Source organism: Sediminibacterium goheungense (assembly GCF_004361915.1).
GTDB lineage: Bacteria > Bacteroidota > Bacteroidia > Chitinophagales > Chitinophagaceae > Sediminibacterium > Sediminibacterium goheungense.
In genome coordinates this window covers 1,342,354-1,365,526 of the sequence record NZ_SNWP01000010.1, presented here as the reverse complement: position 1 = coordinate 1,365,526, position 23,173 = coordinate 1,342,354, and the positions used below count along the sequence as shown (strand labels likewise).

The following is a 23,173-nucleotide window of genomic DNA, read 5'->3' as shown; positions in this document are numbered from 1 at the left end:
GATGAGAGATCATCTCCCTTTTTTATGCATATAGGTTCGATTAATATAAACAGATATGATTGATTCTTGTGGAGCCTAATAGGCATTTACTTGTTATGCAAACTCAATTCGATCACATATTTATGTGATCATCACATCCGTAACAACAACGCTAATGCTACGTTCAATAAAAAAGTAAATACATGAAATACCTTTTACTGATTCTGGTTTTTTTCCTGAGCAAAGTTGGTTTTTCTCAAACCATTCATGTTCAGATCGATACATCCATCAAAAAAAGCCTTACCGGCAAACTCTATCTTTTTCTGCAAAGCGATACCAGTAAAAGAGTACCCAATGAACCAGACCCGGCACAACCCATGTTTGCGTGGAACGTGCAAAACCTTGAAAAAAACATCACCCTTAGCTTTGATAAAGCGGATAGCCGTTTATTACCCGATAACCAAACCCGCCTCAAACCCGGCTATTACAAAATGGCCGGTATTATTGATATCGATTTTGAGGAAAGAGGGCGGGCTAATCCCGGTAATGTGTATGCCCGTAAAGAGGCATTGCTGTATGTAGATGAAAAAGGATCGGGTGAAGTTACCGTTCAGTTTCAATCTGTAATACCTCAACGCAAATTCAGGGAAACAGAACGGCTCAAAGAAATTACACTGAAGAGCCAGCTACTCTCCGGCTTCAGGAAGAAAGATATTTTTATGAAAGCAGCCATTCGCCTGCCGGCTTCTTACCTTACCAACCCTACCCGTACTTACCCTGTAGTATTTGTAATACCCGGCTGGGGTGGTACCCATTATGATATGATGGGTAATATGCCCGTACAGCGTTATGGTATGGAGCTGGGTAAGGAAAAAATATATGTGTACCTCAACCCCGAAACACAATCGCCCTTTGGTCTGCATGCTTTTGTAGACTCGCGTGTAAATGGTCCATGGGGCAAGGCTCTGGTAGAAGAACTGGTGCCCTACCTGGAACAAAACTACCGGATTGTGAAAGATGCCAGTCAGCGTTTTGTAATGGGGCAGAGTACCGGTGGTTATGGTTCTTTGTGGTTGCAACTCAATTATCCTGATGCTTTTGGTGGCTGCTGGTCGGTTTCACCCGATCCGGTTGATTTTACCGCTTTTACCTGTGTAAATATTTATGAACCCAATGCCAATTTCTATACAGATAAGGATGGGAAGGAAAGAGACTTTTTTATCATGAATGGCAAGGCCCTTGCTACCACCCGCAGCTTTAACGCCCTCGATGTTTTTTTGGGTGATGGTGAACAGCAACAGGCTTTTGAAGCCGAATTTGGTGTGCCTGATAAAAACGGCCGACCCCAGTTGTTATTTGATCGTGTGAGCGGAAAAGTTAATCCGGCCGTGGTTAAATCCTGGGAGCCTTACGATCTGGGGTTATTCATACAGAAAAATGGTAAAAAGCTGGAGCCAAGACTAACAGGGAAAGTACATGTATATGCCGGTGCCGATGATAATTTCTTTTTACAAAATGCAGTGCGTGCATTCGGTGGAAAAGCAAAAGGTACTTCAGCCATTGCCGAACTCATACCTGGTGCCGACCACTGGAGTATCTGGTCTACGGTATTCACACAAAGGGTGCAGCAGGAAATAGATGCACGTATTAAGTAAATGAATCCCCTTCTCCCTGCTGAAAAAAATTTTATAAACTGGTACACCCGAATTTCAGAAGAGTTCTTGCAGGGAGAAAGGGAGAGGGAGTGAATGATGTATGCTTATTTCAGGTTATTTACTTTTTCGTTGAGCAGGTAAGATGTAATACCTGCAGCAAAAACGAGCAGCATGATACTCATTCCCGGGTCAATGCCGCCCACTTTAATAACTGAATACATGGCTCCGATTAAATCAAAAGCCAATCCTGCGTAGGCCCATTCTTTTATTTTCTTAAAAGATGGAACCAGAATGGCCAATGAACCCAATAGTTTGGCTACACCAATAAAAGGAATAAAATATTCGGGATAACCCAGGTACCCCGTTAGAAACTGTTTCGATTCTGCATTCAGCATAATATTCGGAATAGCAGAAAAAATCATAAAACCTGAAAACAGAATGGTGGTGATCCAGTAGATCAGTTTTGTTTTTTTCATGGTTGTTTTTTTTAAGTCCGGAAGTCCGAGAGTCCGAGAGTCCAAGAGTCCAAGAGTCCAAGAGTCCAAGAGTCCAAGAGTCCAAGAGTCCAAGAGTCCAAGAGTCCAAGAGTCCAAGAGTCCAAGAGTCCAAGAGAAAAGATGGATTATCAATTTACACAAAATCTTTCGGTCTTTCTGACTCACGGACTTTCGGTCTACTTAGCCCAGCAATTAATCATCCAGTTAATACCATATTTATCAGTGAAGCCGGCATAATAAGCACCGAAAAACATATCCTGTAGAGGCATTTCTATTTTTCCGCCGGCAGATAATTCATTGAACAGTCTTTCTGCTTCTGCCCTTGTTTCGGGTTCTATGCTGATATGCATATTGTTGCCTTGTGTAATGGTAAAGCCCATTTCTTTGGGTGCATCGGTACCCATGAGTATATGATTGCCGGTGATGGGTAATTCTACATGCAGCACCATTTTTTTGATTTCCTCGGCTACAGGCGGGTGATTACTATCAGCCGGTAAATCACCAAAACGTTTGATGCCGCCTGTTACAAATGCAGTTTTAAACACCGACTGATAAAAACGGAAAGCTTCTTCTGTTTTGCCATCAAAATTAAGATAGGTACAAACCCTGGCCTTTACAGCCGGCTTCATTTCGGAACGCAGCTGAAACTGGGCCTGTATATACTGATCAAGGTTTTCCATAGCCATCGCAAAGCCTTCGCGGAAGCCCATTTCCACGACCTTCTCCAGATCGGCCAGCGATTGATAAGTGATGACAATGTTTACCCTGGTAACATCTTCCTGTTCGGTAAACCGGTTGGCCCAGTGGGCGCGGGGTAAATCGGTGTTGATGGTTCCTTCTTCATCACAAAAAGCATCGAGCCCTGAAAAAACCACCTGTGTTTCAATATGCTCATAATCGGCTCGGCACCAATGGCAATCGCTCTGCGGGCCAATCATCCGGTAATGCCAGAAACCACCTTCGCGAAAGTCCATCGATTTGGTGATGGTTTGGTAAGGTTTGGGCGCCCACCACTGGTCGAGCAGTTCGGGTAGGGTCCAGGCATCCCATACAAAATTGAGATTAGCAGCAAACTCACGCTGTATGTGAATGGTGCTGTTTTCTTTGTTCACTGTGAAATCGAATAATAATGCGCGGTTCATTTCTTTTGTGTTTTAAGGGTATTCAAAACAGTATCTAACTGGTTAAAGCGGTTTTCCCATAACTGACGGAACTGTTCGAGCCATTTATCTATTTCTTTCATCTTTTTTGCATTGAGGGTATAGAAAATTTCTCTGCCTTGCTGCTCCTGTTCCACCAGTTTGCATTCACTTAAAATACGTAGGTGCTTGGATACAGCCTGCCGGCTTGAATCGAAGTGTTCGGCAATGGCATTGGGTGTCATGGCCTGAAAGGCAATTAAAGCAATAATGGCCCTGCGGGTAGGGTCGGCAATAGCCTGAAAAACATCTCTTCTCATCGTATTTGCGGTTATTATGAAACTATTCGGTTGCAAATATATGCAACTGTTTGGTTTCTCAAATTTTTCTTTTTCTAAAGCTGCTTTTTTTGCAGTGAACTATAAAAGTTGCGGAGACTTAGGCCTTTTTTTGGCGAATGAGGGTAATTTCCAGGTATACCAGTGAGAAGATGATCAGGGCCTCTGCTATAAAATAGATGATACCCAAAGCAGTGAGCTCATTTGAATGTTTATATGCCAATGTCAAAGAATACAAAGCATATAAAATATTCCCAACAGCGATAATAGATAACCATCGTTTCCACTGAAGAGGGTTGATGAATGCACAGACAAATGAGTAAGAAGCAAAGACCAGCGGAATATAAATAAGCTGCTGAAACATAGTTTCGGGAACTGTAAAAAATGATTGCAGCAGGCTGATGATCCAAAGCATTACGGCAGATAAGAGGGCTCCTGATGCATCTAAGAAAAAAATTAGTTTGGGGGAAATAGTTGTAATGTTCATCTTATTTTTATTTACCGGGTATTATTTCATAAGCTGGGGGTATAGATACTCCTTTGAAATGATTGGTAAGGCCATACAAAATGCATATTGCAATACCTGCGCCGGTTATGAGAATGATGTTTGCTTGTTTTATTACTGATAAACCCAATAACGGCCTTTTCATTTTTTTCCGGTGAATAGCAGCTATATGACCAAAAAAAGATAGGATGGCCAGGGTATAGTAAGGAATGAAAAACAGGTTGAAGGGAAAACGATTCAATCCTGCCACACCAAAATAAAAATTAGTATCCAGCTTAAATATATAGCGCCCCGCCAGTACTGCAGCGATATGAATGATGAGAAAAAAAGCCAGGTAAATACCTGTCCAGATATGCATTTTCTCATAAAACCCCCCTGCAGTTTTGGCACCTGCTTTCACCAGCCTCATACCGGAAAAAATCTGAACCAGTGCCGTAATGAGTAAAACGGTTTCTAAAAAAGGGTGTCGGTAAAAACTGCGAAAGCTTTGCATGGTACTGATGTGCATTTCGGCACCCCCTAAAGCCATAAGATGATTAAAAAGGTGAAATCCGATAAAGACACTAAGCAGCAACCCAGACAGGTAATGAAGATTTTTAAGTTGCATGTTCAAAATTAATAAACCAACAGGTTGATTTTCTTAACCATGGTTATTTTTCATCTAACCGCACACGAAATACATTTTTTAGTATACAGATATGCTATACATAAGAACATAAACATTTATAACAGGCTTAAGATGAATCATGAGCATCGAACTTCTAATCAGGGTGCTGAATTTCTTCCTTTCGTAAAATGGGGTAGCTATGTTCTAGCCTTTAAAACCTCAAATCTGCGATCAGACATTCGCCATCATACATTTCCCCTCATTTGGTGTATCTGTAAAAAATCCGGTTATTTGCAAACAAATCAACCACATGCTTCCTAAGTTTAAGCGAATCCTTCTCAAATTATCCGGTGAGGCCCTTTTAGGCGATCAAAGAAATGGCGATCCATTCAACCCTAAAATCATTGAGCAGTATGCCCATGATATTAAATTGGTAACGAATCTGGGGGTTCAGGTAGCCATTGTAATTGGTGGTGGTAATATTTACCGGGGTATGAATGAGGCCGATAGCGGTATTGAACGGGCACATGGTGATTATATGGGAATGCTGGCTACGGTAATTAATGCCATGGCTATGCAGGCTATGTTGGAAAAAATAGGTGTATACACCCGATTGCAGAGTGCCATTAATATGGAACAGGTAGCAGAGCCCTATATACGCCGTAAAGCGTTGCGTCACCTCGAAAAAGGTAGGGTGGTAATTTTTGGTGCAGGTACCGGTAACCCTTATTTTACCACAGATACTGCAGGTTCGCTCAGGGCCATTGAAATGAAGGCCGACGTAATTTTAAAGGGTACACGTGTGGATGGCGTTTATACGGCAGATCCTGAAAAGGACCCCACAGCTACCAAATACGATAAAATAAGCTTTCAGGAGTGCATTACCAATAACCTGAAAGTAATGGATATGACCGCTTTTACCCTTTGTATGGAAAACAAACTCCCCATTATTGTTTTCGATATGAACAAACCAGGTAACCTCCTGAAAGTGGTGGAAGGGATGAATGTAGGGACTTTTGTGAGCTAATGGCCCATTGGTGTAAAATATACAACCTGCACCCGGGTCATTGTTAACTTCATTGCAATGAAAAAAATCCTTTTTCTTTTTTGCTTAGTAAATACCAGTCTGGGTTTTGCCCAGTCGCGTCTTAGTCTCACTGATGCTATTCAGATAGCTTTGAAAAACAGCCTCGATATTCAGGTGGCAAAGAATAACCTGGAAATCAGCAATATCAATAACCACCCGGGTATAGCCGGTGCTTTACCGTCTGTAACCGCAACCGCCAACGATAACGAACAGATTATTTCTATTAACCAGAAATTTTCTGATGCTTCCAGAAATACCACCCGTAACAATGTGGGTTCCAATAACCTGTCTGTAGGTGTTACCGGCTCTATTTTATTATCGAATGGTTACCGGGTAGTGGCTACAAAAAAAAGACTGGCAGAATTGATACAGCAAAATGAGCAGTTACTCAATGTACAGGTACAGAATACCATGGCCGCTGTAGCCACCCGCTACTACGATATTGTGAGGAACCAGGGTTTTATTAAAACCATTGATCAGTCGATTGATGTGTTCCAGAAGCGATTAGACATTTTACTTGCCAGAAAAGAAGCCGGTCTTTCCAACAATGCGGATATTTTTCAGGCCCGTCTCGATTTAAATGCGCAGGTGCAGCAAAAACTGCAACAGGAGTTGGTGATTCAGCAAGGAAAGACAGATTTATTAAACCTGCTTTTTTTAAATCCGGATTCCACCATTTCTATTGTTGACACCATTCTGGTAGAGAAGAATCTATTGTTGTCAACCGTTCAATCTGCACTGAAAAATAATCCGCAAATGCTGAGTGCCGAGCAGCAGATAAAAATCAATGAACTGATTGAAAAAGAAACTGCAGCACTGGGTAAGCCCACACTACGAGCCAATACGGGTTATAATTTCAGCAATACAAAGAGCGGTGCCGGTTTTGCACTGTTGAACCAGAGCTATGGTCCGTTTTTGAGTGTGAACCTAAGTATTCCTATTTATAATGGTACTGTTTTTAAGCGGCAGTTACAGGTAGCGGAGATCAATTCACGCAATGCAGTACTGCAGAAAGATAATCTGCAACAAACCCTGGAAGCTGGTGCCGTAAGAACCTTCCAGGCTTATAAAAATGCTTTGCAACAGCTCGAAACAGAAGTAGAAAATTATAAACTCTCAACTCAACTGGTTGATCTGGTACTGAAACGCTTTGAACTGAATCAGGCAACGATCATCGATGTTCGCCAGGCACAACAGAGTTTTGAAGCCACCAGCTTCAGGATGGTAAACCTGAATTATACCGCCAAACTCGCCGAAATAGAGTTGAAGCGTCTGGCCAATATGTTAGTACCCTGATAAATTCTGTAACAGGTTGCTCATATTGAGTTTTTTCGGCATAATTTATGTTCGATTATTGTCTATAAGTATTACAGCAGTAATCGGCATACCATGAAAAAAACTATACCCCTTCTTTTCCTGTTTTTTTTTGTAACTGTTATCTCTGTAGAGGCACAGTCTATAGACCAGCAACTGGAAAAATACAACACAGTCTTTCCACAGGAAAAAGTATACATACATTTTGATAACAATGCCTATCAGCCCGGTTCACTTATTGGGTATAAAGCATATTTAATGAATGGGCCGGAGCCTTCAAAACTCAACCGTAATTTTTATACAGACTGGTATGATGAAAATGGGAAACTGTTATCGCATCAGGTTTCACCCATTGCTTTATCATCGGCTTTTGGAAGTTTTGAGATACCTAAAAATTATAAAGGTCAGTTTTTATATGTTACGGGTTATACACAGTGGATGTTAAACTTCGACAGCAGTTTTCTTTTCCGGAAAAAAATTACAGTTCTACAATCTGATCTGCAGTTGGCCGGTGCCACTAAAGCAGTGAATACTTTTTCAATTCAGTTTTTACCGGAAGGGGGCAATCTCGTTGCCAACCTGCAAGGAGCCGTTGCCTTTAAAGCAACCGATAAAAATGGAATGCCCTTTACTGTAAGTGGCCTTATTACCAATGATAAAGGAGAAAAAATTACCACATTCCAGACACTACATGATGGGATGGGGAAATTTTCTATCACGCCGAAGTTCGGTGAAACCTTAACTGCATCCTGGACAGCACCTGATGGCAGCTCGCAAAAAACAATATTACCCCAGACACAGTTAGAGGGTATTTCCTTGCAACTTACGGGCACAGGCATGAACCGTTCTCTTGAAGTGGAACGTTCACCCAATTTTCCTGTTTCATATCGTAAACTAACCATGCTGCTTACCATAAACCAGCAAACGGTTATGAAGGGTATTATTAATCTGGAGAAACAGGATAAGCTAACCACCCGTATTCCGGTATATAATCTGCCAAGCGGTACAGCTACGCTTACCATTCTTGCACCAGACAATATACCTGTGAGTGAACGTTTATTTTTTATTGATAATGAAGAATATCGATCTGCTGTTGATATACGTTTCGATACTATCGGCTTGGATAAAAGAGCAAAAAACAGCTATGAGATTCAATTGCCCGACTCAGTACCTGCAAATATGTCTTTAGCAATTACCAATGATGATGTGGCAGATGATTCAGCAGAAAATATTATGAGTGTGTTATTGTTATCGTCCGACATCAAAGGCTATGTACATAACCCCAGTTACTATTTTTATACAGCAAACGATTCGGCAAAATATTACCTCGATCTGGTCATGCTCACTAATGGGTGGCGTAGAATAAGCTGGAAAAAAGTGGCTGATGCAGACAGCTGGAAAATGCTATACCCACCTGATACTGCTTACCTGAGTATTTCGGGTAAGATTGATGGTGTAAATCCTAATCGCCTGGCTAAATCGGGAACCATAAATCTGATATTAAAAGGTAAAGATTCTTCTACACAGCTGCTCTTCACTCCTGTTGCTGCCAACGGTTCTTTTCATGAACCCAATGTTGTTTTTTATGATACGGCTACCCTTTTTTATCAACTGAATAAATTATCTGTGTTACCGGGAAGAGGTAAAGTGAGTTTCAGATCGAGCCTGGCAGATACCGCATTTGAGAAATTTATTTTTCCTCCCCCTATATTTTATACGGATACTGCTAAGGCCAGGATATTACGGGAAGCCGCTTTCGCACAGGAACGTTTGCGTGTATTACAGACCCAAACAACCTTAGAGGAGGTAGTGGTAAAAACAAGGATTAAAACACGGATAGAAGAGATGGATGAAAATTATACAAATGGTCTTTTTCGTGGAAGTGATGCCATTTCTTTTGACATGATCAATGATCCGCAGGCATTATCCAGTTTTAATGTGTTTAATTATTTGCAGAGCCGTGTTGCAGGGTTACAGATTACAGGCGGGCTTACTCAATCACCTTCTGCAGTTTGGAGAGGTTCATCTGTGGGTTTTTTTCTGAATGAAATGCCCATCGATGCACAGTTTTTGTCTACGATACCCATGAGTGACATTGCTTATATAAAAGTATTCAGACCGCCTTTTATCGGGTCGGCTGTAAATGGTGGTGGTGGTGCTATTTCTGTGTATACTAAGAAAGGGTTAGACGCTACAGCCAACGTGAAGGGTATTGATCATTTACAGATAACCGGCTATACAGCTGTAAAAGAGTTCTACGAACCGGATTATGCTGTGCCACAAACAGCACATAATAAAACAGATACAAGAAGAACCTTATACTGGAGGCCCAACATTATTACAGATGGAACTATGCAGAAAATAAGGATCTCGTTTTATAACAATGATATCAGTAAAAAAATCAGGGTTATACTTGAGGGTGTAAACAACTATGGTCAATTCATTTCTGTTCGTAAATTGCTGGAATAAAACCACAGTGTGCAAACAACCATTATTTCGAAACTACCAACAGTAGGTACTACTATTTTTACGGTAATGAGTCAGCTAGCTGCTCAGCATAATGCTGTAAATCTTGGTCAGGGCTTTCCTGATTTTCCGATGCATGAAACTTTAACGGGTCTGGTAAATAAGGCCATGCAGGATGGATATAACCAGTACACGCACATGAATGGTTACCCGCTTTTAAGGGAGCAGCTTGCTTTGAAAACAGCTCGTTTATACGGAACTTCCATTAATCCTGATACTGATATTACTATTACACCTGGCGGTACCTATGCCATTTACACATCGCTCACTACGGTATTACAACCTGGTGATGAAGTGATTGTGTTTGAACCTGCCTACGATAGTTATATTCCCAATATTGAAATCAATGGGGCTAAAGCCATCCGTATCCAGTTAACCTATCCTTCTTATAGCATTCCATGGGATGAAGTACGTAAAAAAATAAATATGCATACGCGGATGATCATGATCAATTCGCCGCATAACCCCACCGGTGCCGTTCTTTCGGCTGCTGATATGCAGGAATTATCTGCCATTGTAGAAGGAACCAATATTATCATCCTGAGTGATGAAGTATATGAGCACCTGATTTTCGATGGTCTTCAGCATGAAAGTATTCTCCGCTATCCCGAATTACTTAAGCGGAGCTTTGTGTGTTTCTCTTTTGGTAAAACCTATCATTGTACCGGCTGGAAACTAGGTTACTGTATCAGTTCCGCTGAATTGATGCACGAGTTCAGAAAAGTACACCAGTTCAATTGTTTCAGCTGCGATACACCCAAACAGGTAGCATTGGCTGAATACCTGAAAGATGTAGCAGCCTATACTACTCTAGGTGCCAACATACAAGCCAAAAGAGATTATTTCAGAAGTAAAATGGCAGACACACCTTTCAAATGTATTCCTTCACACGGGAGTTATTTCGAATGTTATAGTTATGCAGATATCAGTGATGAGCCTGATACCGTATTTGCACAAAGACTTACCATAGATTATGGTGTGGCAACAATTCCTGTATCGGCTTTTTATCAGGATCGAAAAGATGATAAAGTGGTACGTTTCTGTTTTGCCAAAAAAGAAACAACACTTGATATGGCCATTGAAAAATTAAAGCTATTGTAATAACCTGCGAAACCTCCGTTAAAAAATCATTTTCTCTGAGGTGAACTTCCCGCATCTGGTTCCAAATGTGACCCTAATGAAGGAAGTTCACCCAGCGAAGGATGCATAGGTTTCGCAGGGGAGTTGGTTATCCGATGGCTGCGTTGATATCTGCAATGAGGTCATCAATATCTTCAATACCGACACTCAAACGGATCAGGCTATCGCTCAAACCGTTTTTAATGCGCTCTTCACGTGGTATAGAAGCATGTGTCATAGACGCAGGATGGTTGATGAGTGATTCTACACCGCCCAGACTTTCTGCCAGAGCGAATACATGTGTGGAGGATAATACCCTTCTTGCATTTTCTACACTATCATCTTTCAGCGTAAAGCTCATCATGCCACCAAATCCACGCATTTGCTGGCTGGCTACTGCATAGCCTGGGTGATCTGTAAAACCGCACCAGTATACTTTTTCTACCTTAGGGTGATTACGTAAGAAGTTCGCCATCTTTTCACCGTTCTCACAATGGCGCTGCATTCGAATATGCAGGGTTTTAATACCTCTTAATACCAAAAAGCAATCCATTGGTCCGGGAACAGCGCCACAGCTTTTTTGGATAAAATATAATTTCTCTCTCAGTGTTGCATCATTCATAACGAGGCAGCCCTGAATTACATCGCTATGGCCCCCTAAATATTTGGTAGCAGAATGCATTACGATGTCTGCACCAAGATCAAGCGGGTTTTGTAAATAAGGAGAGGCGAAAGTATTGTCAACACAAAGCAAGGCGCCGGCTTGTTTGGTAATTGCTGCTACCGCTTTGATATCTGTAATATTCATCAATGGGTTGGTAGGGGTTTCAATCCATACCAGTTTTGTTTTTGCAGAAATGACTGTAGCAATATTATCCGTATTGGTAGTATCTACATACCTGAAACTGATGCCAAACTTTTCAAATATTTTGGTAAAAAGACGGTAAGTGCCACCATACATATCATTGGCTGCAATTACTTCATCGCCAGGTTCCAGTAATTTAATCACCGCATCTGTTGCTGCTACACCACTACTGAAGGCAAGACCAAACTTGCCATTTTCAATCTGTGCATATGCTTCTTCCAGTGCTTTACGGGTAGGGTTCTGACTACGTGCGTATTCATAACCTTTATTTACACCAGGTGCTTCCTGTACATAGGTAGAAGTCTGGTAAATAGGTGTCATAATAGCACCTGTAGATGGATCAGGCTCAGTGCCTGCGTGGATGTATTTCGTGGCAAGTTTCATAATATGGAATTTAAGCAAATCAAACTTCCTTTTTCTTATTCTCCCTTTGAAAAGCCGGCTTATTAAAAGCAGCGTATCATTTTAAAAGATCATTCCCGTTAGTGCAAACAGAAGAAGATAAGTTGATTAGTTCTTTTTGGTTTTTACAGGTGCAGGTGCATCTTCAATAACGGTGATGGGCAGGCCTACTTTCATATCGTCCCAGAGAATAACCATCTGTGCGCCTGTTTTTATTTCATCGAAGTAAATGGTAAAAGCTTCCGTTGTTTCAGTATTTCTATTGATATCTACATCTGTTCTCAGCAAATCTTTTTTGGCATCATAACTAAAATTGCCCCAGCAGAAATTATCCTTATTGAGAATCAGCGTCCATTTTTTTTCTGTTGGTATGCAATAAAGCGTGTATCGTCCCTTTGGAACGGCCTTACCATCGATTTTTACATTTTTGAAAAATTCAATTTCAGAAGCTTCATTAGCTCCCAGGCGCCACAGTTCATTATATTTAATGATCCCCCCAAAAATATCGCGTCCACTTTTTAAAGGTCGGCCATAAATAACACGGGCAACCGGTACATCTTTAGCCTTACCACTCATTTTCAGAATCGGATAATTGGCTGGCCAGTAGCTCATGTCCATGGGTGATTTATCAAGATCTGTTGGTTTTTGCTGTGCCAGCAGGCAGGTAGAAAAGAGTAAGGATAGGCTCAACACTAAACACTTCATGTAGTAATAATTTTTACAAAGATAAAGGCACTTGGTTTTCATTGGTCATGCAGCAAATCAAGGGCCAGTTTTTTTACTTCCGGAAAAAACTGACTATAAGATGCTTTTAATTGATCGTAATGTAACTCAAACAGCTGAAAAGCATCATTTTCAGGTGAAAGATAGCTGGCTCTTCTGGCCACACCTTCAAAACTTCGTTCGATACCCCAGTTAAACCGGTAATTATATAACCAGTTCTGTGTTTTCATATAAGGAAACATGCGTGCAAACTTTTCCGGAAAATGATGCATCTGAGGCTCGAGCAGACGGTAGGTAGTGGCTGAAAATTCCATCCAGGTATCTGCGTCATGTATGTCGGGGTCTGTTGCCAGGAAATGATCATATACTACGTCAATAAAAGCGCCGGCATAGGGGCCTACGGCAGGTTTTAATAGTTCTTTGGCCCTCTTGGTAGCACCATGCTGGTCGGTAAATAAATCAATCATCCGGTGCAACTTTATGCCTTTCTGAATACCCTCTGGATAGTCATATTGCTTTTTCCCTTTCACAAAATCGCTTATCATATTCCCTACCAGTACCTGGGGATCATGAAAAGATAGATAAGCATGTGCCAGGTAGTTCATACTTTTTTGTGCTTAAAAAAACGGTATGAATAAACAGCCGGCACAATAATCATAATCGCTGTAAACAATACGGTAATTATAAAAGCTGTCATGAACGGTAGTGCAAAAGATACCACGGCTATAATGATTCCACCGGGTATCCAGAGTTTAGCAGCCAATTGGTGAGTAGCTGCCCAGTTTTCATCATCTTCCAATGTCCATGGTAAGCGAAGACCTATAAAATAGTTTGGTTTTATATTACGCATAAAGTAGCCGATTACAGCCAATAGCAAGCCCACTGATGGCAATACAATGTTTTGGATACCCAAATTTTTCAGTGCATCCGACATATACAGTACAATACTTGCATTGATGATAGAAAGGAATAAGGTGATCGCCAATGCAAGTGTTTTGTAGGTGTCAACAGAAACATTGGCTGTTTTCTTCGGGTCTATTTTATGGATGTTTGAGATTAGTAAATAAACACCCAATCCCACAACGGATAAGATACTGATATGTATCCATATGGACGACTTTGGGCCAAAGCCATCCGCCTGCCCTTTAGCATTAAAATGAATCGGAATGGTTTCGGGTAATCCCGGGTATAATATGGCTGCCAGTATTGCCGGAGCTACCAGCAGTAAAAGCGCTAAAACAGGGGATGTAAAAATTCGTCTCATATTCGATACTATCTTAAAGATACGAATCTGTTTTTATCTGGTAGATGATGCTTACCACTGCTAAAAATTAACCGCACCATAACTGCTTTTATGTTTTTTTTATGAATTCCTTTCTAATGCAATACTGTATTGTGTTTCAGCTCAATATTAACAATGCTTAACATGGCAATTGGCACCACTCATACAGTTGTGGGGTCAGTAGCTTTCAATTAATCACAATTGGCTCATGGCCGATTTTATTGTGTATAGCTTTGGTCTGTCATTAAGAAATAAAAAATGCAACATACTATCATTCAAAAAACAAAAATTATGAAAAAGTTTATCCTCGCTACCCTTATCACTGTTACCATTGGTAGCAGTGTTTTAGCTGCTGATATCAGCAAAGTAAGTTTCCGTGTCCTGAATGCTTTTCAGGCAAAATTTGCTGATGCTACAGATGCAGAATGGACTGTAACAGCAGATTACACCAAAGTAAGGTTTACAATGGAAGGAGAAAAGATTGAAGCTTTCTTCAACAGTAACGGAGATGTAATCGGTACATCCAGAAAAACAGAATTTAAGCGTTTGCCATTGTCTGCTATCCAGAAAATTAAAAAATCGTATGCAAAGTATCAGGTAACTGAAACAATTGAGTTTGAATTAAGCGGCGAAAGAAAATATTATGTATCTGTAGAAAATGAATCTGACAGAAAAATTCTGGAAGTTTCTTTATATGGAGATGTAAGCGTATTCGATAAGAACAAATAAGTTGGTGTTTGGTTAATCCGAAAGGCCCCTGGTACGCAACTACCGGGGCTTTTTGTTGATAAAGGACCTGGTGGAAATAAATTCACCTTCTTTTTGTAAATACTGTATGATATTTTCCAGCCGCTCCAGTAACTGGTCTTTGCACCAGCGTCTGGTAAATAAAGGAAGCTGATATTCATGAATATCTACAAATTCCCAGGGATGAAAATAAAGGCAGAGGTAACCATCTTTTTTAAGGGTTTGCAGGGCCAGGAATTTAAATAGCTGTAAGGGCATATTTTTAAAACTAAGCCAGAAGAGTGGTATCCTGAGATTAGGAGAAACAGAAGCAGGTAGCCTAAGCATACCGGTATCTCTATATAATGTTCTGGGTAAGTGCAGATTATTGTATCTGCCGGGTAACCAGGTGGGGTTAATCGAAGAGTCGTATTGGTATCCGGCTTTTTTTACTTCATCCATGTCCACACTACGCATTCTGGGCATTCTTAAACCGTAAACAGGCTTACCGGTAATGGTTTCCAGTTTTTGTTTGGATGAGAGCAGGTGTTCATTTTCAAAATGGGAATGATAATACGTATGTGAAGCAATTTCATGTTGTTCAGACAAGCCACGAATCAGTTCCGGAAAGTGATCAGCAAAATTTGCAGTGGTAAATAAAGTAGCCTGAATATTTGTATGGTTTAATACCGGCATTATGCGATCCATACCTTTTTTACCTACGGTCAGTTGCTCCTGCTTTGAAATCTGGTAATTGTATTCCAAAGGCATATCGAACTCCTCTACATCAAAACTCAATAATATAAACCGGTCTTTATTGCTCATAAATTAGACTCCCGTATTATATAGTGTGGTCTGTTTTTGCTCTGCATAAATAATTTTCCAAGGTATAACCCGATAATACCAAGAATCATTAACTGCAGTCCACCAAAGAAAGCAATGGTAGCAATCAAAGAGGTCCAGCCCGAAATGGTTTTTTCAAAAAAATAGCTGTAGATGATATAGGGGATATATAAAAGCGATAACATAGAAAAAGCAAATCCCAGATAAGCTGCAATGTATAATGGTTTGGTACTAAAAGATGTAATGCCCTGTAAAGCAAAGCGGATCATTTTTTTGATGGTGTACTTCGACTGACCATTAAACCTTACGCCCGGGGTGTATTCAATGGCTACCTGCCTAAACCCAACCCACTTGGAAAGTCCGCGTAAAAAAAGATCACTTTCATTAAAATTTTTAAAAACAGGAATCACTTTCTTATCCAGTATCCGAAAATCGGCAGCACCTGTATCGAGTTCAATATCTGATACTTTATTTAACAGATCGTAAAACAGCGAAGATGTTTTCTTTTTTAACAGGGGCACTTTTGTGTCGTCTTTCCGTATGGTGTATACTACATCAAATCCTTCCTCCCATTTTTGTAACATCACAGGAATGAGTTCGGGTGGATGCTGAAGGTCACCATCCATCATAATCACGGCATCTGATTTTTCAGTTATCGAGTCGATACCTGCCTTTAAAGCATTTTGATGACCAAAATTTCTGGAGAGGCGAATGAAAAAAATCTGTGGATCAACTGCCGATATTTTTTTTAAAATTTCGAGTGTGTGGTCGTTACTGCCATCATCTATAAACGTAACCGTATGCTCATAGGGCGATTCTTCAAAAACACTTTTTAAAGCATCTATGACTATCGGGATATTTTTTTCCTCATTACAAACCGGAATCAGAATACTAATTCTTTTTTTCATGTACATGGACAGGTTGATTTAAAGAATAAGATTTTGTTATCAGGGTTGCTATAATGGTAAGCCAAATAATAAAACATGGAAGAGCTTTCATCGAATATTTTACAAAAAAGCCATCTCTTATTACTTTGGGAAAAAGATCGGTTGGTGATAATATGGTAAACAAAAAAAGAAAGATTAGTAAGATAATCTGTTTTTTGTTTAATTCCTCCTGTATGGCAAACCATAGTGCAATACCTGTTACTGCAATGATATAAGTGGGCGACTCGGCTGATGAACTGAAAATCACAACACTGATCAATAGCATACAATAATAGGTGAGTGTAAATTTTTCTGATCTGAATTGTTTGAACCTGAGTAATGGTAACAACACCAGTAAGCCGGCGGGGATTGTGATATAATAATTGGGTAGGTTGTGAAGATTAAATACTCTTCTTATCATACCTCCCACTGAAATATCCTGCATACCCGAAGCAATCGAAATGTCGATATTGGTGCCGTTCTTTTCTACCAAAGAGTGAAACCAGTCTACATAAGACTGAATAATAAATTCAGGTGAAGAGATGAGCATAGGTAATGCGAACAGAACAATTACCCAAAGCATAAAAGAAACTACAAATGAAATTTTCTTATCAGTAAAAAGAAAAAGAACCAACCCTACAATACTATAGAGTTTAATGAGAAAACCTGCTGCAATTAAAAGAGTAGCAGCTGAAATCTTATTTTCTTTTATATAGGCGTACGACAGTAACATAAATCCGGTAAGCATAGCATTGAACTGAACGCTATGGGTAGCTGTCATCTGTTCAATACAGCTGATCAGCAATACCGTATAGAACTGTGTTTTGCTGAGGTTTAGTTTTTTTATAGCATAATATAAAACCCAGCCGTTTGCCATACACCAAAGGGTGCATCCTAAAAAGAGCGGTAACCAGGTGAAAGGTGCTATCAGGATACTGAATAAGGGGCCATAATGATTACTGTCTGAATATTCAGATGGATAGGTAAGATATAGGTTAACCTGTTGAATGGTATGCTCGTATACCCCGCGATAGATGAGGAAATTATTAATTTCTCCGGCCCCTCTGCTAATTTCCAGCAGGGTAGCAAGCAATGTTGCGCCAAACCATATGGCAACAGGTAGGCCAATCGCGTGCCTACCGATGGTTTTTTCGGAGTAGAGAATTTTCATGCAGGGATCACAATTTTAGGGTAAATCTGGTAATTGGAAAATTAGAAAGCACTTAAATCAACATATAAGTATATGAAAAAACACTATGTGTGAGTTGTAATATGCTTTGCTGAAAGAATATGATAGTTATTCTGAATAGGTTAAAATGACATAAAAAAATTACCTTTGCAGCCTTTAAAGAACTATTATGAACAAAGGTCCTGTTTCACAATTTATTCAACACCATTACCGTCATTTTAATGCGGCTGCTTTAATAGATGCTGCAAAAGGATATGAAACCCATTTACTGGAAGGAGGTAAAATGCTGGTGAGTCTGGCCGGTGCCATGAGTACAGCTGAATTGGGCATTAGTCTGGCTGAAATGATTCGTCAGGATAAAGTTGCTATCATTAGCTGTACAGGTGCTAACCTTGAGGAAGATGTGATGAATCTTGTGGCACATAGCCATTATAAAAGGGTACCCAATTATCGGGATCTTACGCCACAAGATGAGTGGGATCTGTTAGAGAACCATTATAACCGTGTTACAGATACCTGTATTCCTGAGGAAGAAGCCTTCCGTCGTTTACAGAAACACCTGGTAAAGCAGTGGAAAGAAGCTGAAGCGAAAGGCGAAAGATATTTTCCGCATGAATTCCTGTACAAAACTGTTTTAAGCGGGGAACTGGAACAGTATTATGAGATCGATCCGAAAAACAGTTGGATCGTAGCTGCTGCAGAAAAAAACCTGCCCATTGTAGTTCCGGGATGGGAAGACAGTACTACCGGTAATATTTTTGCCAGTTATGTTATTAAAAATGAATTGAAGGCAAGCACTGTAAAAAATGGTATTGAGTATATGGTTTGGCTGGCAGACTGGTACCGCCAGAACAGTGCAGGTAAAGGCGTTGGTTTCTTCCAGATTGGTGGCGGTATTGCCGGTGATTTTCCGATCTGCGTAGTGCCGATGATGTATCAGGATCTGGAATGGCATGATGTGCCGTTCTGGAGTTATTTCTGCCAGATCAGTGATTCTACCACTTCTTACGGGTCTTATTCAGGAGCTGTACCAAATGAAAAAATTACCTGGGGTAAATTAGATATCAATACACCGAAATATATAGTAGAGAGCGATGCCACGATTGTAGTGCCGTTGATCTTTGCTTACTTGTTGGGTTGGTAATACCTGTTTGTAGAAGGGCATTCGCAGGTATGCCCTTCTATTCAAACAAATAAATCATTGGCGTTTGAATTTATAATGTTTTTTTATATGTTTGAATGACAAGCCCAGCCAATGATTAAAAAGGCCCTTTTCCTTCTGTATACATTTTTTTGTTTCGGCGTACTTGTCGGGCAAGAAGTTTCCATCAAGCCGGTTCCATCCTGGTTATTTAAAGTTAGTGAGGACCCTTCGCGAAAGCCGGATCAAAAAGAGGTTAGTGATGGCTATTATCTGCAGTTGTATGATAAACAGACTTCTGTAGCTGCGCAAACCAGCTATACCCATATCATCAGGATTATTGAAAATGATAATGGTGTACAGAATGCTTCTGAGGTTTCGGTATCCTTTGCGCCTCAGTATCAGCAAGTGGTATTTCACCATGTAAATATTGTTCGAAAGGGTAAAATTGTAAGCTCCTTACAGTTTAACCAGATAAGAGTAGTTGAGGAGGAAACGGAAGCAGAAAATTTTCTTTACAATGGAACCAAGCGGGCCTATATTGTATTGAGAGATGTACGAAAAGGTGATCGAATTGATTTTGCCTATTCTCTCACTGGCTTTAATCCTGCCTACTATAACACTTTTAGTGATGAAGTGTATTTTAGTAAAGGGATTGAGATCGTTAATTTTTTTGCAACGATTATTGCTTCTCCCGGTCAGAAATTAAAGGTAAAAACATACAATGATGCTGAATCGCCTCGAATATTATCATACAATGGATCACAGACTTACCATTGGAGCAATCCGCTGCTTAAGAAGTATGAATCAACCTCCGGTACCCCATCCTGGTTTACGATAACCCCATATGCAACGCTGACTGCATTTAATAGCTGGGCCGAAGTTGGTAAGTGGGCTGTGGGTTTATTTCAAGAAGCTGAAAAAGACGTATCGGCAGAAATAAAAGAGATGGTAAATGCCTGGAAAAGGGAAGCCAATACTGATAAACAGGTTTATGTTGCCAAGGCTGTTCGTTTCGTACAGGATGAAATCAGGTACCTGGGATTTGAAATTGGCTCAAATACACATATTCCCTATAGCCCTTCAAAAGTGTTTAACCAGCGCTATGGCGATTGTAAAGACAAGGCTTTATTACTAGCTATTTTACTTCGTTTACATGATATCAAAGCATATGTAGGTTTGGTGAATACTGTATCTGGAAAAGTGCTTGATCAACGAATACCTTCACAGCTTGAATTTAATCATGCCATTGTTGCGATAGAAATTTCACCCGGCGTATATAAATTTATAGATGCAACGACCAGTTACCAAAGAGGGAGGGCTTATGAAATTTTTACACCAGACTATGGTTTTGCATTGCTTGTAAAAGAAGGCGTTGATAAACTTACTACGATAGAAGCTGGACCAAGAAAATTTATTTCAATTGAAGAGCAGATCAATGTTTCACCGAAAGGTGAAACCTCAAAATTGCTTGTTCAATCTTCTTACGAAGGCGGAAGTGCGGATAATCTGCGATACGATCTGGATAGTTATAGTAATAGAGAATTAGGAGAGAATTACACTAAATACTATTCAAAGTACTATGATAGTGTGGTAATGGAAAAGGAGATTGAAATTCAGGATGATTCAATAAATAATACAATAACCGTTCGTGAGCAATATAATATTCCTTCATTATGGAAGAAAGGGAGTGATGGCCGAGATGTATTTTCGGTTTTTGCGAAACCTATTTATGACCTGTTACCCAATCCGGAAGAAAGTTATAAAAAAGGCCCTTTGGCAATTAAGTATCCTGAGCAGATTTTTTATAAAGTGAAACTGGGCATGCCATCGGAATGGCCAGTTGACAATAGTCCAATACATATAAAAAATAATTCCTTTCAGTTTGATTTTGAGATTTACAATGAGGCCGATACCGTTTTTCTTGACTATCGTTTCATTTCTTTTAAGGACCATATACCCGTGGAAGAAATGGAAAAGTATAAAGAAGACTACAAGAAAATGATAGAAGTTATGGAATATCAATTCTATCAGGGTGTAAAAAATGGCAATAGCGGCGTGAATGAAGGGGGAAGCCAACTTAGCTGGGTACCATTCTTGGTGCTTTTGTGCTGCGTAGCCGGTGGATTGCTTTTATTTCGACAATTTAATCGAAAATCGGCACCTACACTGTACCATCCGCGAATAGCCAAATCGCTTAGTGGCTGGGTGGTAGTGCTTGGGGTAACATTGTTTCTTGGTTGGATTCTTAATACAGTATCTGTTTTTTCGGATACTTTTCTAACAGAATATGAATGGAGTAGTTTGAAAATAGCCGGTGGTATCAAGCTGCAGTTTATTGTGATATTTCAACTCATTTTTTCATTTGGGATACCTGTTTTTAGTAGTGCTATTATTTACTGGTACCTGAAACGAAGAGATATATTCCCCCGTATGTTTATAGCATACGTACTCTTTTTAATAGCTGGACAGGCCTTGATTTTATTCAGCTTTGGTATGGTTGATTTAGGAACTTCTTTTTCAAGTATAATTGATGTTTATACAAAAGGTCTTATTCGTAGTGTAGTATATGGAGCTGTATGGATATCATTTATTTATCGTTCAGAAAATGTAAAGCAAACATTCTTATTTCCTTATTTATATGATCCGCTGGAAAACGATACGATTGCAGCGGAGGAAACAAATGACCAGTCAAATGATAATAATGAGGAGCAGACGGATTCGAATGAAGAACAATAAAAAAATGCGGGATCATCCCGCATTTTTTTATTGTTGTCTTTTTATATTCTAATCTTATCTCGGAGGCATATTCAAAGGAATATCACGCTTTAACATGGTATCCTTATTGGCAATTACCCAGGCTGTATGGTAAATAAGCCGTGCTCTTTTTTCCATTACATCGAAGTTGATTTTTTCAACGGTATCGGTTGGGCGATGGTAATCACGATGCGTTCCATTGAAATAGAAAATAACCGGAACACCTTTAGCAGCAAAATTGTAATGGTCGCTTCTGTAATAGAAACGGTTAGGATCTTTAGGATCATTGAACCTTCTGTCCAACTCCATATTGCTGTATTTCTTGTTTACCTCATTGGTAATGGGAGCCAGATCGCTGCTCAGTTTGTCATCACCAATTACATATACATAGTTCATAGAATCACCTTTATATGTAGGGTCAATTCTTCCCACCATGTCAATATTGAGGTCAACAGTGGTTTTATCTAACGGGAAAATAGGATGTTCTGAATAGTAACGGGAACCCAATAATCCTTTTTCTTCACCAGATACATTCATGAAAACCATGGTTCTGCGTGGACCGTCGCCTTTTTTCTTGGCAGCCACAAAAGCTTCTGCAATTTCGAGAACGCTTACTGTTCCTGAACCATCATCATCGGCACCATAATAGATTTCACCATTGATGATACCTTCATGGTCGTAGTGACTGGTAACGAATACATACTCGTCTGCTTTATCTGTACCTGGTAATACGGCAATTACGTTACTGCTTTCCAGATCATTAACTTTTTTATCGGCTATGATCTTCAGTTCTGAACGGTAAATACCTTTGTTCAACTGAGCCATCTGATCGATGCTGAGTTTAGCAGTACGACCCAATAATGCAGATGCAATTTCTTCATTCACTGAAATACCTGCAGCAGGTTCTGTGGTGGGTTTTGTTAATGACATGCCGCCTTTGGTCTGGCTGGGTGTTGTTTTCGGGAAGTTTTTAGATACCACTAATACACCTGCAGCACCTTTTGTTCTGGCAGTATTCATTTTACCAAATACAGATCCGGCACCTCTTGGATTAGCAGGACCACTGTTTCCGCCGGGAGTACCTTCCAATACCAATACGATTTTACCTTTTACATCCAGGTTGGCATAATCATTACGGCTGGAATCGCTGATACCATAACCTACAAATACCACTTCGTTATAAGTATTTGTGCCATTGGCAATCATGGATACAGAAGCTGCATAATCTTTATCTGCTGTAAAGGGCTGTCCGTTTACAGAAATTTTACTGCTTAACAGTTCCAGCTGATACAAAGGGAAGTTAGCCTGATAGCTGCTACCGTTACCGGGTTTTAAACCCATTCTTTTGTATTCAGCTTCGAGATAAGCAGCTGCTTTACGCTGGCCTTCCATAGCTGTTTCACGACCTTCCATTTCGGGTCCGGCTACGATGGTAAGGTGTTTTTTCAGATCGCCCATGGTGATGGTTTTTGCATAAGTAGCAGGATCACCTTTTTGTGCGATGCCCATTGTGGTAGACAACAGGAATGCGGATAGAACAATAATTCGCATAG

At 40.1% G+C, this 23,173-nt stretch carries 21 protein-coding genes; 8 read left to right on the top strand and 13 right to left on the bottom strand.

Annotated features, from left to right (window positions below):
* Positions 1-182: 182 nt before the first annotated feature.
* Positions 183-1,634, top strand: a complete 1,452-nt coding sequence (locus tag BC659_RS05780) for an alpha/beta hydrolase (RefSeq protein ID WP_133473718.1) — start codon at positions 183-185, stop codon at positions 1,632-1,634.
* Between the two features lie 104 nt (positions 1,635-1,738).
* Here the strand turns inward: BC659_RS05780 and BC659_RS05775 are convergent, their stop codons facing one another.
* From BC659_RS05775 to BC659_RS05755, 5 genes are all read right to left on the bottom strand, one after another.
* The gene (locus BC659_RS05775) at positions 1,739-2,110 is read right to left on the bottom strand and encodes a DoxX family protein (protein WP_133473717.1); all 372 of its coding nucleotides are present in this window, start codon (positions 2,108-2,110) and stop codon (positions 1,739-1,741) included.
* Between the two features lie 197 nt (positions 2,111-2,307).
* A complete protein-coding gene (locus tag BC659_RS05770) occupies positions 2,308-3,273 on the bottom strand; it encodes an SRPBCC domain-containing protein (RefSeq protein ID WP_133473716.1) in 966 nt (321 codons plus the stop codon).
* Complete coding sequence (locus BC659_RS05765) at positions 3,270-3,590, bottom strand: ArsR/SmtB family transcription factor (RefSeq protein ID WP_133473715.1); 321 nt, start codon at positions 3,588-3,590, stop codon at positions 3,270-3,272. Before BC659_RS05765 ends, BC659_RS05770 begins: the two co-directional genes overlap by 4 nt.
* A 118-nt stretch (positions 3,591-3,708) precedes the next feature.
* Positions 3,709-4,095 (bottom strand): hypothetical protein, encoded by a 387-nt coding sequence (locus BC659_RS05760; RefSeq protein WP_133473714.1) that lies wholly within the window; start codon positions 4,093-4,095, stop codon positions 3,709-3,711.
* 7 nt (positions 4,096-4,102) lie between these two features.
* The gene (locus tag BC659_RS05755) at positions 4,103-4,720 is read right to left on the bottom strand and encodes a succinate dehydrogenase/fumarate reductase transmembrane subunit (RefSeq protein WP_133473713.1); all 618 of its coding nucleotides are present in this window, start codon (positions 4,718-4,720) and stop codon (positions 4,103-4,105) included.
* Positions 4,721-5,030: 310 nt separating this feature from the next.
* Between BC659_RS05755 and pyrH the strand changes: the two genes are divergently transcribed.
* From pyrH to BC659_RS05735, 4 genes are all read left to right on the top strand, one after another.
* Positions 5,031-5,747 carry a UMP kinase gene (gene pyrH, locus BC659_RS05750; RefSeq protein WP_133473712.1) on the top strand — a complete coding sequence of 239 codons (717 nt, stop codon included), beginning with the start codon at positions 5,031-5,033 and terminating at the stop codon, positions 5,745-5,747.
* A gap of 57 nt (positions 5,748-5,804) precedes the next feature.
* Positions 5,805-7,103, top strand: coding sequence for a TolC family protein (locus BC659_RS05745; RefSeq protein WP_133473711.1), 1,299 nt, complete (start codon positions 5,805-5,807; stop codon positions 7,101-7,103).
* A 93-nt stretch (positions 7,104-7,196) separates the two neighbouring features.
* Positions 7,197-9,590: a Plug domain-containing protein gene (locus tag BC659_RS05740; RefSeq protein WP_133473710.1), complete on the top strand. Its 2,394-nt coding sequence runs from the start codon at positions 7,197-7,199 to the stop codon at positions 9,588-9,590.
* 9 nt (positions 9,591-9,599) lie between these two features.
* Entirely contained in the window at positions 9,600-10,748 is a 1,149-nt protein-coding gene (locus tag BC659_RS05735; RefSeq protein ID WP_211340705.1) for a methionine aminotransferase, read from the top strand.
* 127 nt (positions 10,749-10,875) lie between these two features.
* Here the strand turns inward: BC659_RS05735 and BC659_RS05730 are convergent, their stop codons facing one another.
* From BC659_RS05730 to BC659_RS05715, 4 genes are all read right to left on the bottom strand, one after another.
* Positions 10,876-12,015, bottom strand: a complete 1,140-nt coding sequence (locus BC659_RS05730; RefSeq protein WP_133473709.1) for a cystathionine gamma-synthase — start codon at positions 12,013-12,015, stop codon at positions 10,876-10,878.
* A 126-nt stretch (positions 12,016-12,141) separates the two neighbouring features.
* Positions 12,142-12,738, bottom strand: coding sequence for a DUF2911 domain-containing protein (locus tag BC659_RS05725; protein WP_133473708.1), 597 nt, complete (start codon positions 12,736-12,738; stop codon positions 12,142-12,144).
* Between the two features lie 38 nt (positions 12,739-12,776).
* Complete coding sequence (locus BC659_RS05720; RefSeq protein WP_133473707.1) at positions 12,777-13,361, bottom strand: acyl carrier protein phosphodiesterase; 585 nt, start codon at positions 13,359-13,361, stop codon at positions 12,777-12,779.
* Positions 13,358-14,020 (bottom strand): SdpI family protein, encoded by a 663-nt coding sequence (locus tag BC659_RS05715; RefSeq protein ID WP_133473706.1) that lies wholly within the window; start codon positions 14,018-14,020, stop codon positions 13,358-13,360. Before BC659_RS05715 ends, BC659_RS05720 begins: the two co-directional genes overlap by 4 nt.
* A gap of 309 nt (positions 14,021-14,329) precedes the next feature.
* On the opposite strand from BC659_RS05715, the gene BC659_RS05710 reads away from it, so the two are divergent.
* Positions 14,330-14,767: a hypothetical protein gene (locus tag BC659_RS05710; protein WP_133473705.1), complete on the top strand. Its 438-nt coding sequence runs from the start codon at positions 14,330-14,332 to the stop codon at positions 14,765-14,767.
* 39 nt (positions 14,768-14,806) lie between these two features.
* Here BC659_RS05710 and BC659_RS05705 read toward each other — a convergent pair whose 3' ends face one another.
* From BC659_RS05705 to BC659_RS05695, 3 genes are read right to left on the bottom strand one after another with little or no spacing between them, the layout of a single operon-like run.
* On the bottom strand, positions 14,807-15,589 hold the full coding sequence (locus BC659_RS05705) for a polysaccharide deacetylase family protein (protein ID WP_133473704.1): 783 nt from the start codon (positions 15,587-15,589) through the stop codon (positions 14,807-14,809).
* Positions 15,586-16,515: a glycosyltransferase family 2 protein gene (locus BC659_RS05700; protein ID WP_133473703.1), complete on the bottom strand. Its 930-nt coding sequence runs from the start codon at positions 16,513-16,515 to the stop codon at positions 15,586-15,588. Before BC659_RS05700 ends, BC659_RS05705 begins: the two co-directional genes overlap by 4 nt.
* Positions 16,499-17,704 carry a glycosyltransferase family 87 protein gene (locus tag BC659_RS05695; RefSeq protein ID WP_133473702.1) on the bottom strand — a complete coding sequence of 402 codons (1,206 nt, stop codon included), beginning with the start codon at positions 17,702-17,704 and terminating at the stop codon, positions 16,499-16,501. Before BC659_RS05695 ends, BC659_RS05700 begins: the two co-directional genes overlap by 17 nt.
* Positions 17,705-17,891: 187 nt before the next feature.
* Here BC659_RS05695 and BC659_RS05690 point away from each other — a divergent pair, with 187 nt between their 5' ends.
* The gene (locus tag BC659_RS05690) at positions 17,892-18,866 is read left to right on the top strand and encodes a deoxyhypusine synthase family protein (RefSeq protein ID WP_133473701.1); all 975 of its coding nucleotides are present in this window, start codon (positions 17,892-17,894) and stop codon (positions 18,864-18,866) included.
* Between the two features lie 111 nt (positions 18,867-18,977).
* Positions 18,978-21,602, top strand: coding sequence for a DUF3857 domain-containing protein (locus BC659_RS05685; protein ID WP_133473700.1), 2,625 nt, complete (start codon positions 18,978-18,980; stop codon positions 21,600-21,602).
* Between the two features lie 54 nt (positions 21,603-21,656).
* Here the strand turns inward: BC659_RS05685 and BC659_RS05680 are convergent, their stop codons facing one another.
* Positions 21,657-23,171, bottom strand: coding sequence for a M28 family peptidase (locus BC659_RS05680; RefSeq protein WP_133473699.1), 1,515 nt, complete (start codon positions 23,169-23,171; stop codon positions 21,657-21,659).
* Between the last annotated feature and the right edge of the window lie 2 nt (positions 23,172-23,173).

Bases quoted from the DNA above. Each gene is read 5' to 3' on its own strand.
- BC659_RS05695 (WP_133473702.1), bottom strand. From the start codon at position 17,704: ATGAAAATTCTCTACTCCGAAAAAACCATCGGTAGGCACGCGATTGGC.
- BC659_RS05715 (WP_133473706.1), bottom strand. From the start codon at position 14,020: ATGAGACGAATTTTTACATCCCCTGTTTTAGCGCTTTTACTGCTGGTA.
- pyrH (WP_133473712.1), top strand. From the start codon at position 5,031: ATGCTTCCTAAGTTTAAGCGAATCCTTCTCAAATTATCCGGTGAGGCC.
- BC659_RS05690 (WP_133473701.1), top strand. From the start codon at position 17,892: ATGAACAAAGGTCCTGTTTCACAATTTATTCAACACCATTACCGTCAT.
- BC659_RS05720 (WP_133473707.1), bottom strand. From the start codon at position 13,361: ATGAACTACCTGGCACATGCTTATCTATCTTTTCATGATCCCCAGGTA.
- BC659_RS05725 (WP_133473708.1), bottom strand. From the start codon at position 12,738: ATGAAGTGTTTAGTGTTGAGCCTATCCTTACTCTTTTCTACCTGCCTG.
- BC659_RS05775 (WP_133473717.1), bottom strand. From the start codon at position 2,110: ATGAAAAAAACAAAACTGATCTACTGGATCACCACCATTCTGTTTTCA.
- BC659_RS05760 (WP_133473714.1), bottom strand. From the start codon at position 4,095: ATGAACATTACAACTATTTCCCCCAAACTAATTTTTTTCTTAGATGCA.
- BC659_RS05765 (WP_133473715.1), bottom strand. From the start codon at position 3,590: ATGAGAAGAGATGTTTTTCAGGCTATTGCCGACCCTACCCGCAGGGCC.
- BC659_RS05780 (WP_133473718.1), top strand. From the start codon at position 183: ATGAAATACCTTTTACTGATTCTGGTTTTTTTCCTGAGCAAAGTTGGT.
- BC659_RS05685 (WP_133473700.1), top strand. From the start codon at position 18,978: ATGATTAAAAAGGCCCTTTTCCTTCTGTATACATTTTTTTGTTTCGGC.
- BC659_RS05745 (WP_133473711.1), top strand. From the start codon at position 5,805: ATGAAAAAAATCCTTTTTCTTTTTTGCTTAGTAAATACCAGTCTGGGT.
- BC659_RS05700 (WP_133473703.1), bottom strand. From the start codon at position 16,515: ATGAAAAAAAGAATTAGTATTCTGATTCCGGTTTGTAATGAGGAAAAA.
- BC659_RS05705 (WP_133473704.1), bottom strand. From the start codon at position 15,589: ATGAGCAATAAAGACCGGTTTATATTATTGAGTTTTGATGTAGAGGAG.
- BC659_RS05730 (WP_133473709.1), bottom strand. From the start codon at position 12,015: ATGAAACTTGCCACGAAATACATCCACGCAGGCACTGAGCCTGATCCA.
- BC659_RS05710 (WP_133473705.1), top strand. From the start codon at position 14,330: ATGAAAAAGTTTATCCTCGCTACCCTTATCACTGTTACCATTGGTAGC.
- BC659_RS05740 (WP_133473710.1), top strand. From the start codon at position 7,197: ATGAAAAAAACTATACCCCTTCTTTTCCTGTTTTTTTTTGTAACTGTT.
- BC659_RS05680 (WP_133473699.1), bottom strand. From the start codon at position 23,171: ATGCGAATTATTGTTCTATCCGCATTCCTGTTGTCTACCACAATGGGC.
- BC659_RS05755 (WP_133473713.1), bottom strand. From the start codon at position 4,720: ATGCAACTTAAAAATCTTCATTACCTGTCTGGGTTGCTGCTTAGTGTC.
- BC659_RS05770 (WP_133473716.1), bottom strand. From the start codon at position 3,273: ATGAACCGCGCATTATTATTCGATTTCACAGTGAACAAAGAAAACAGC.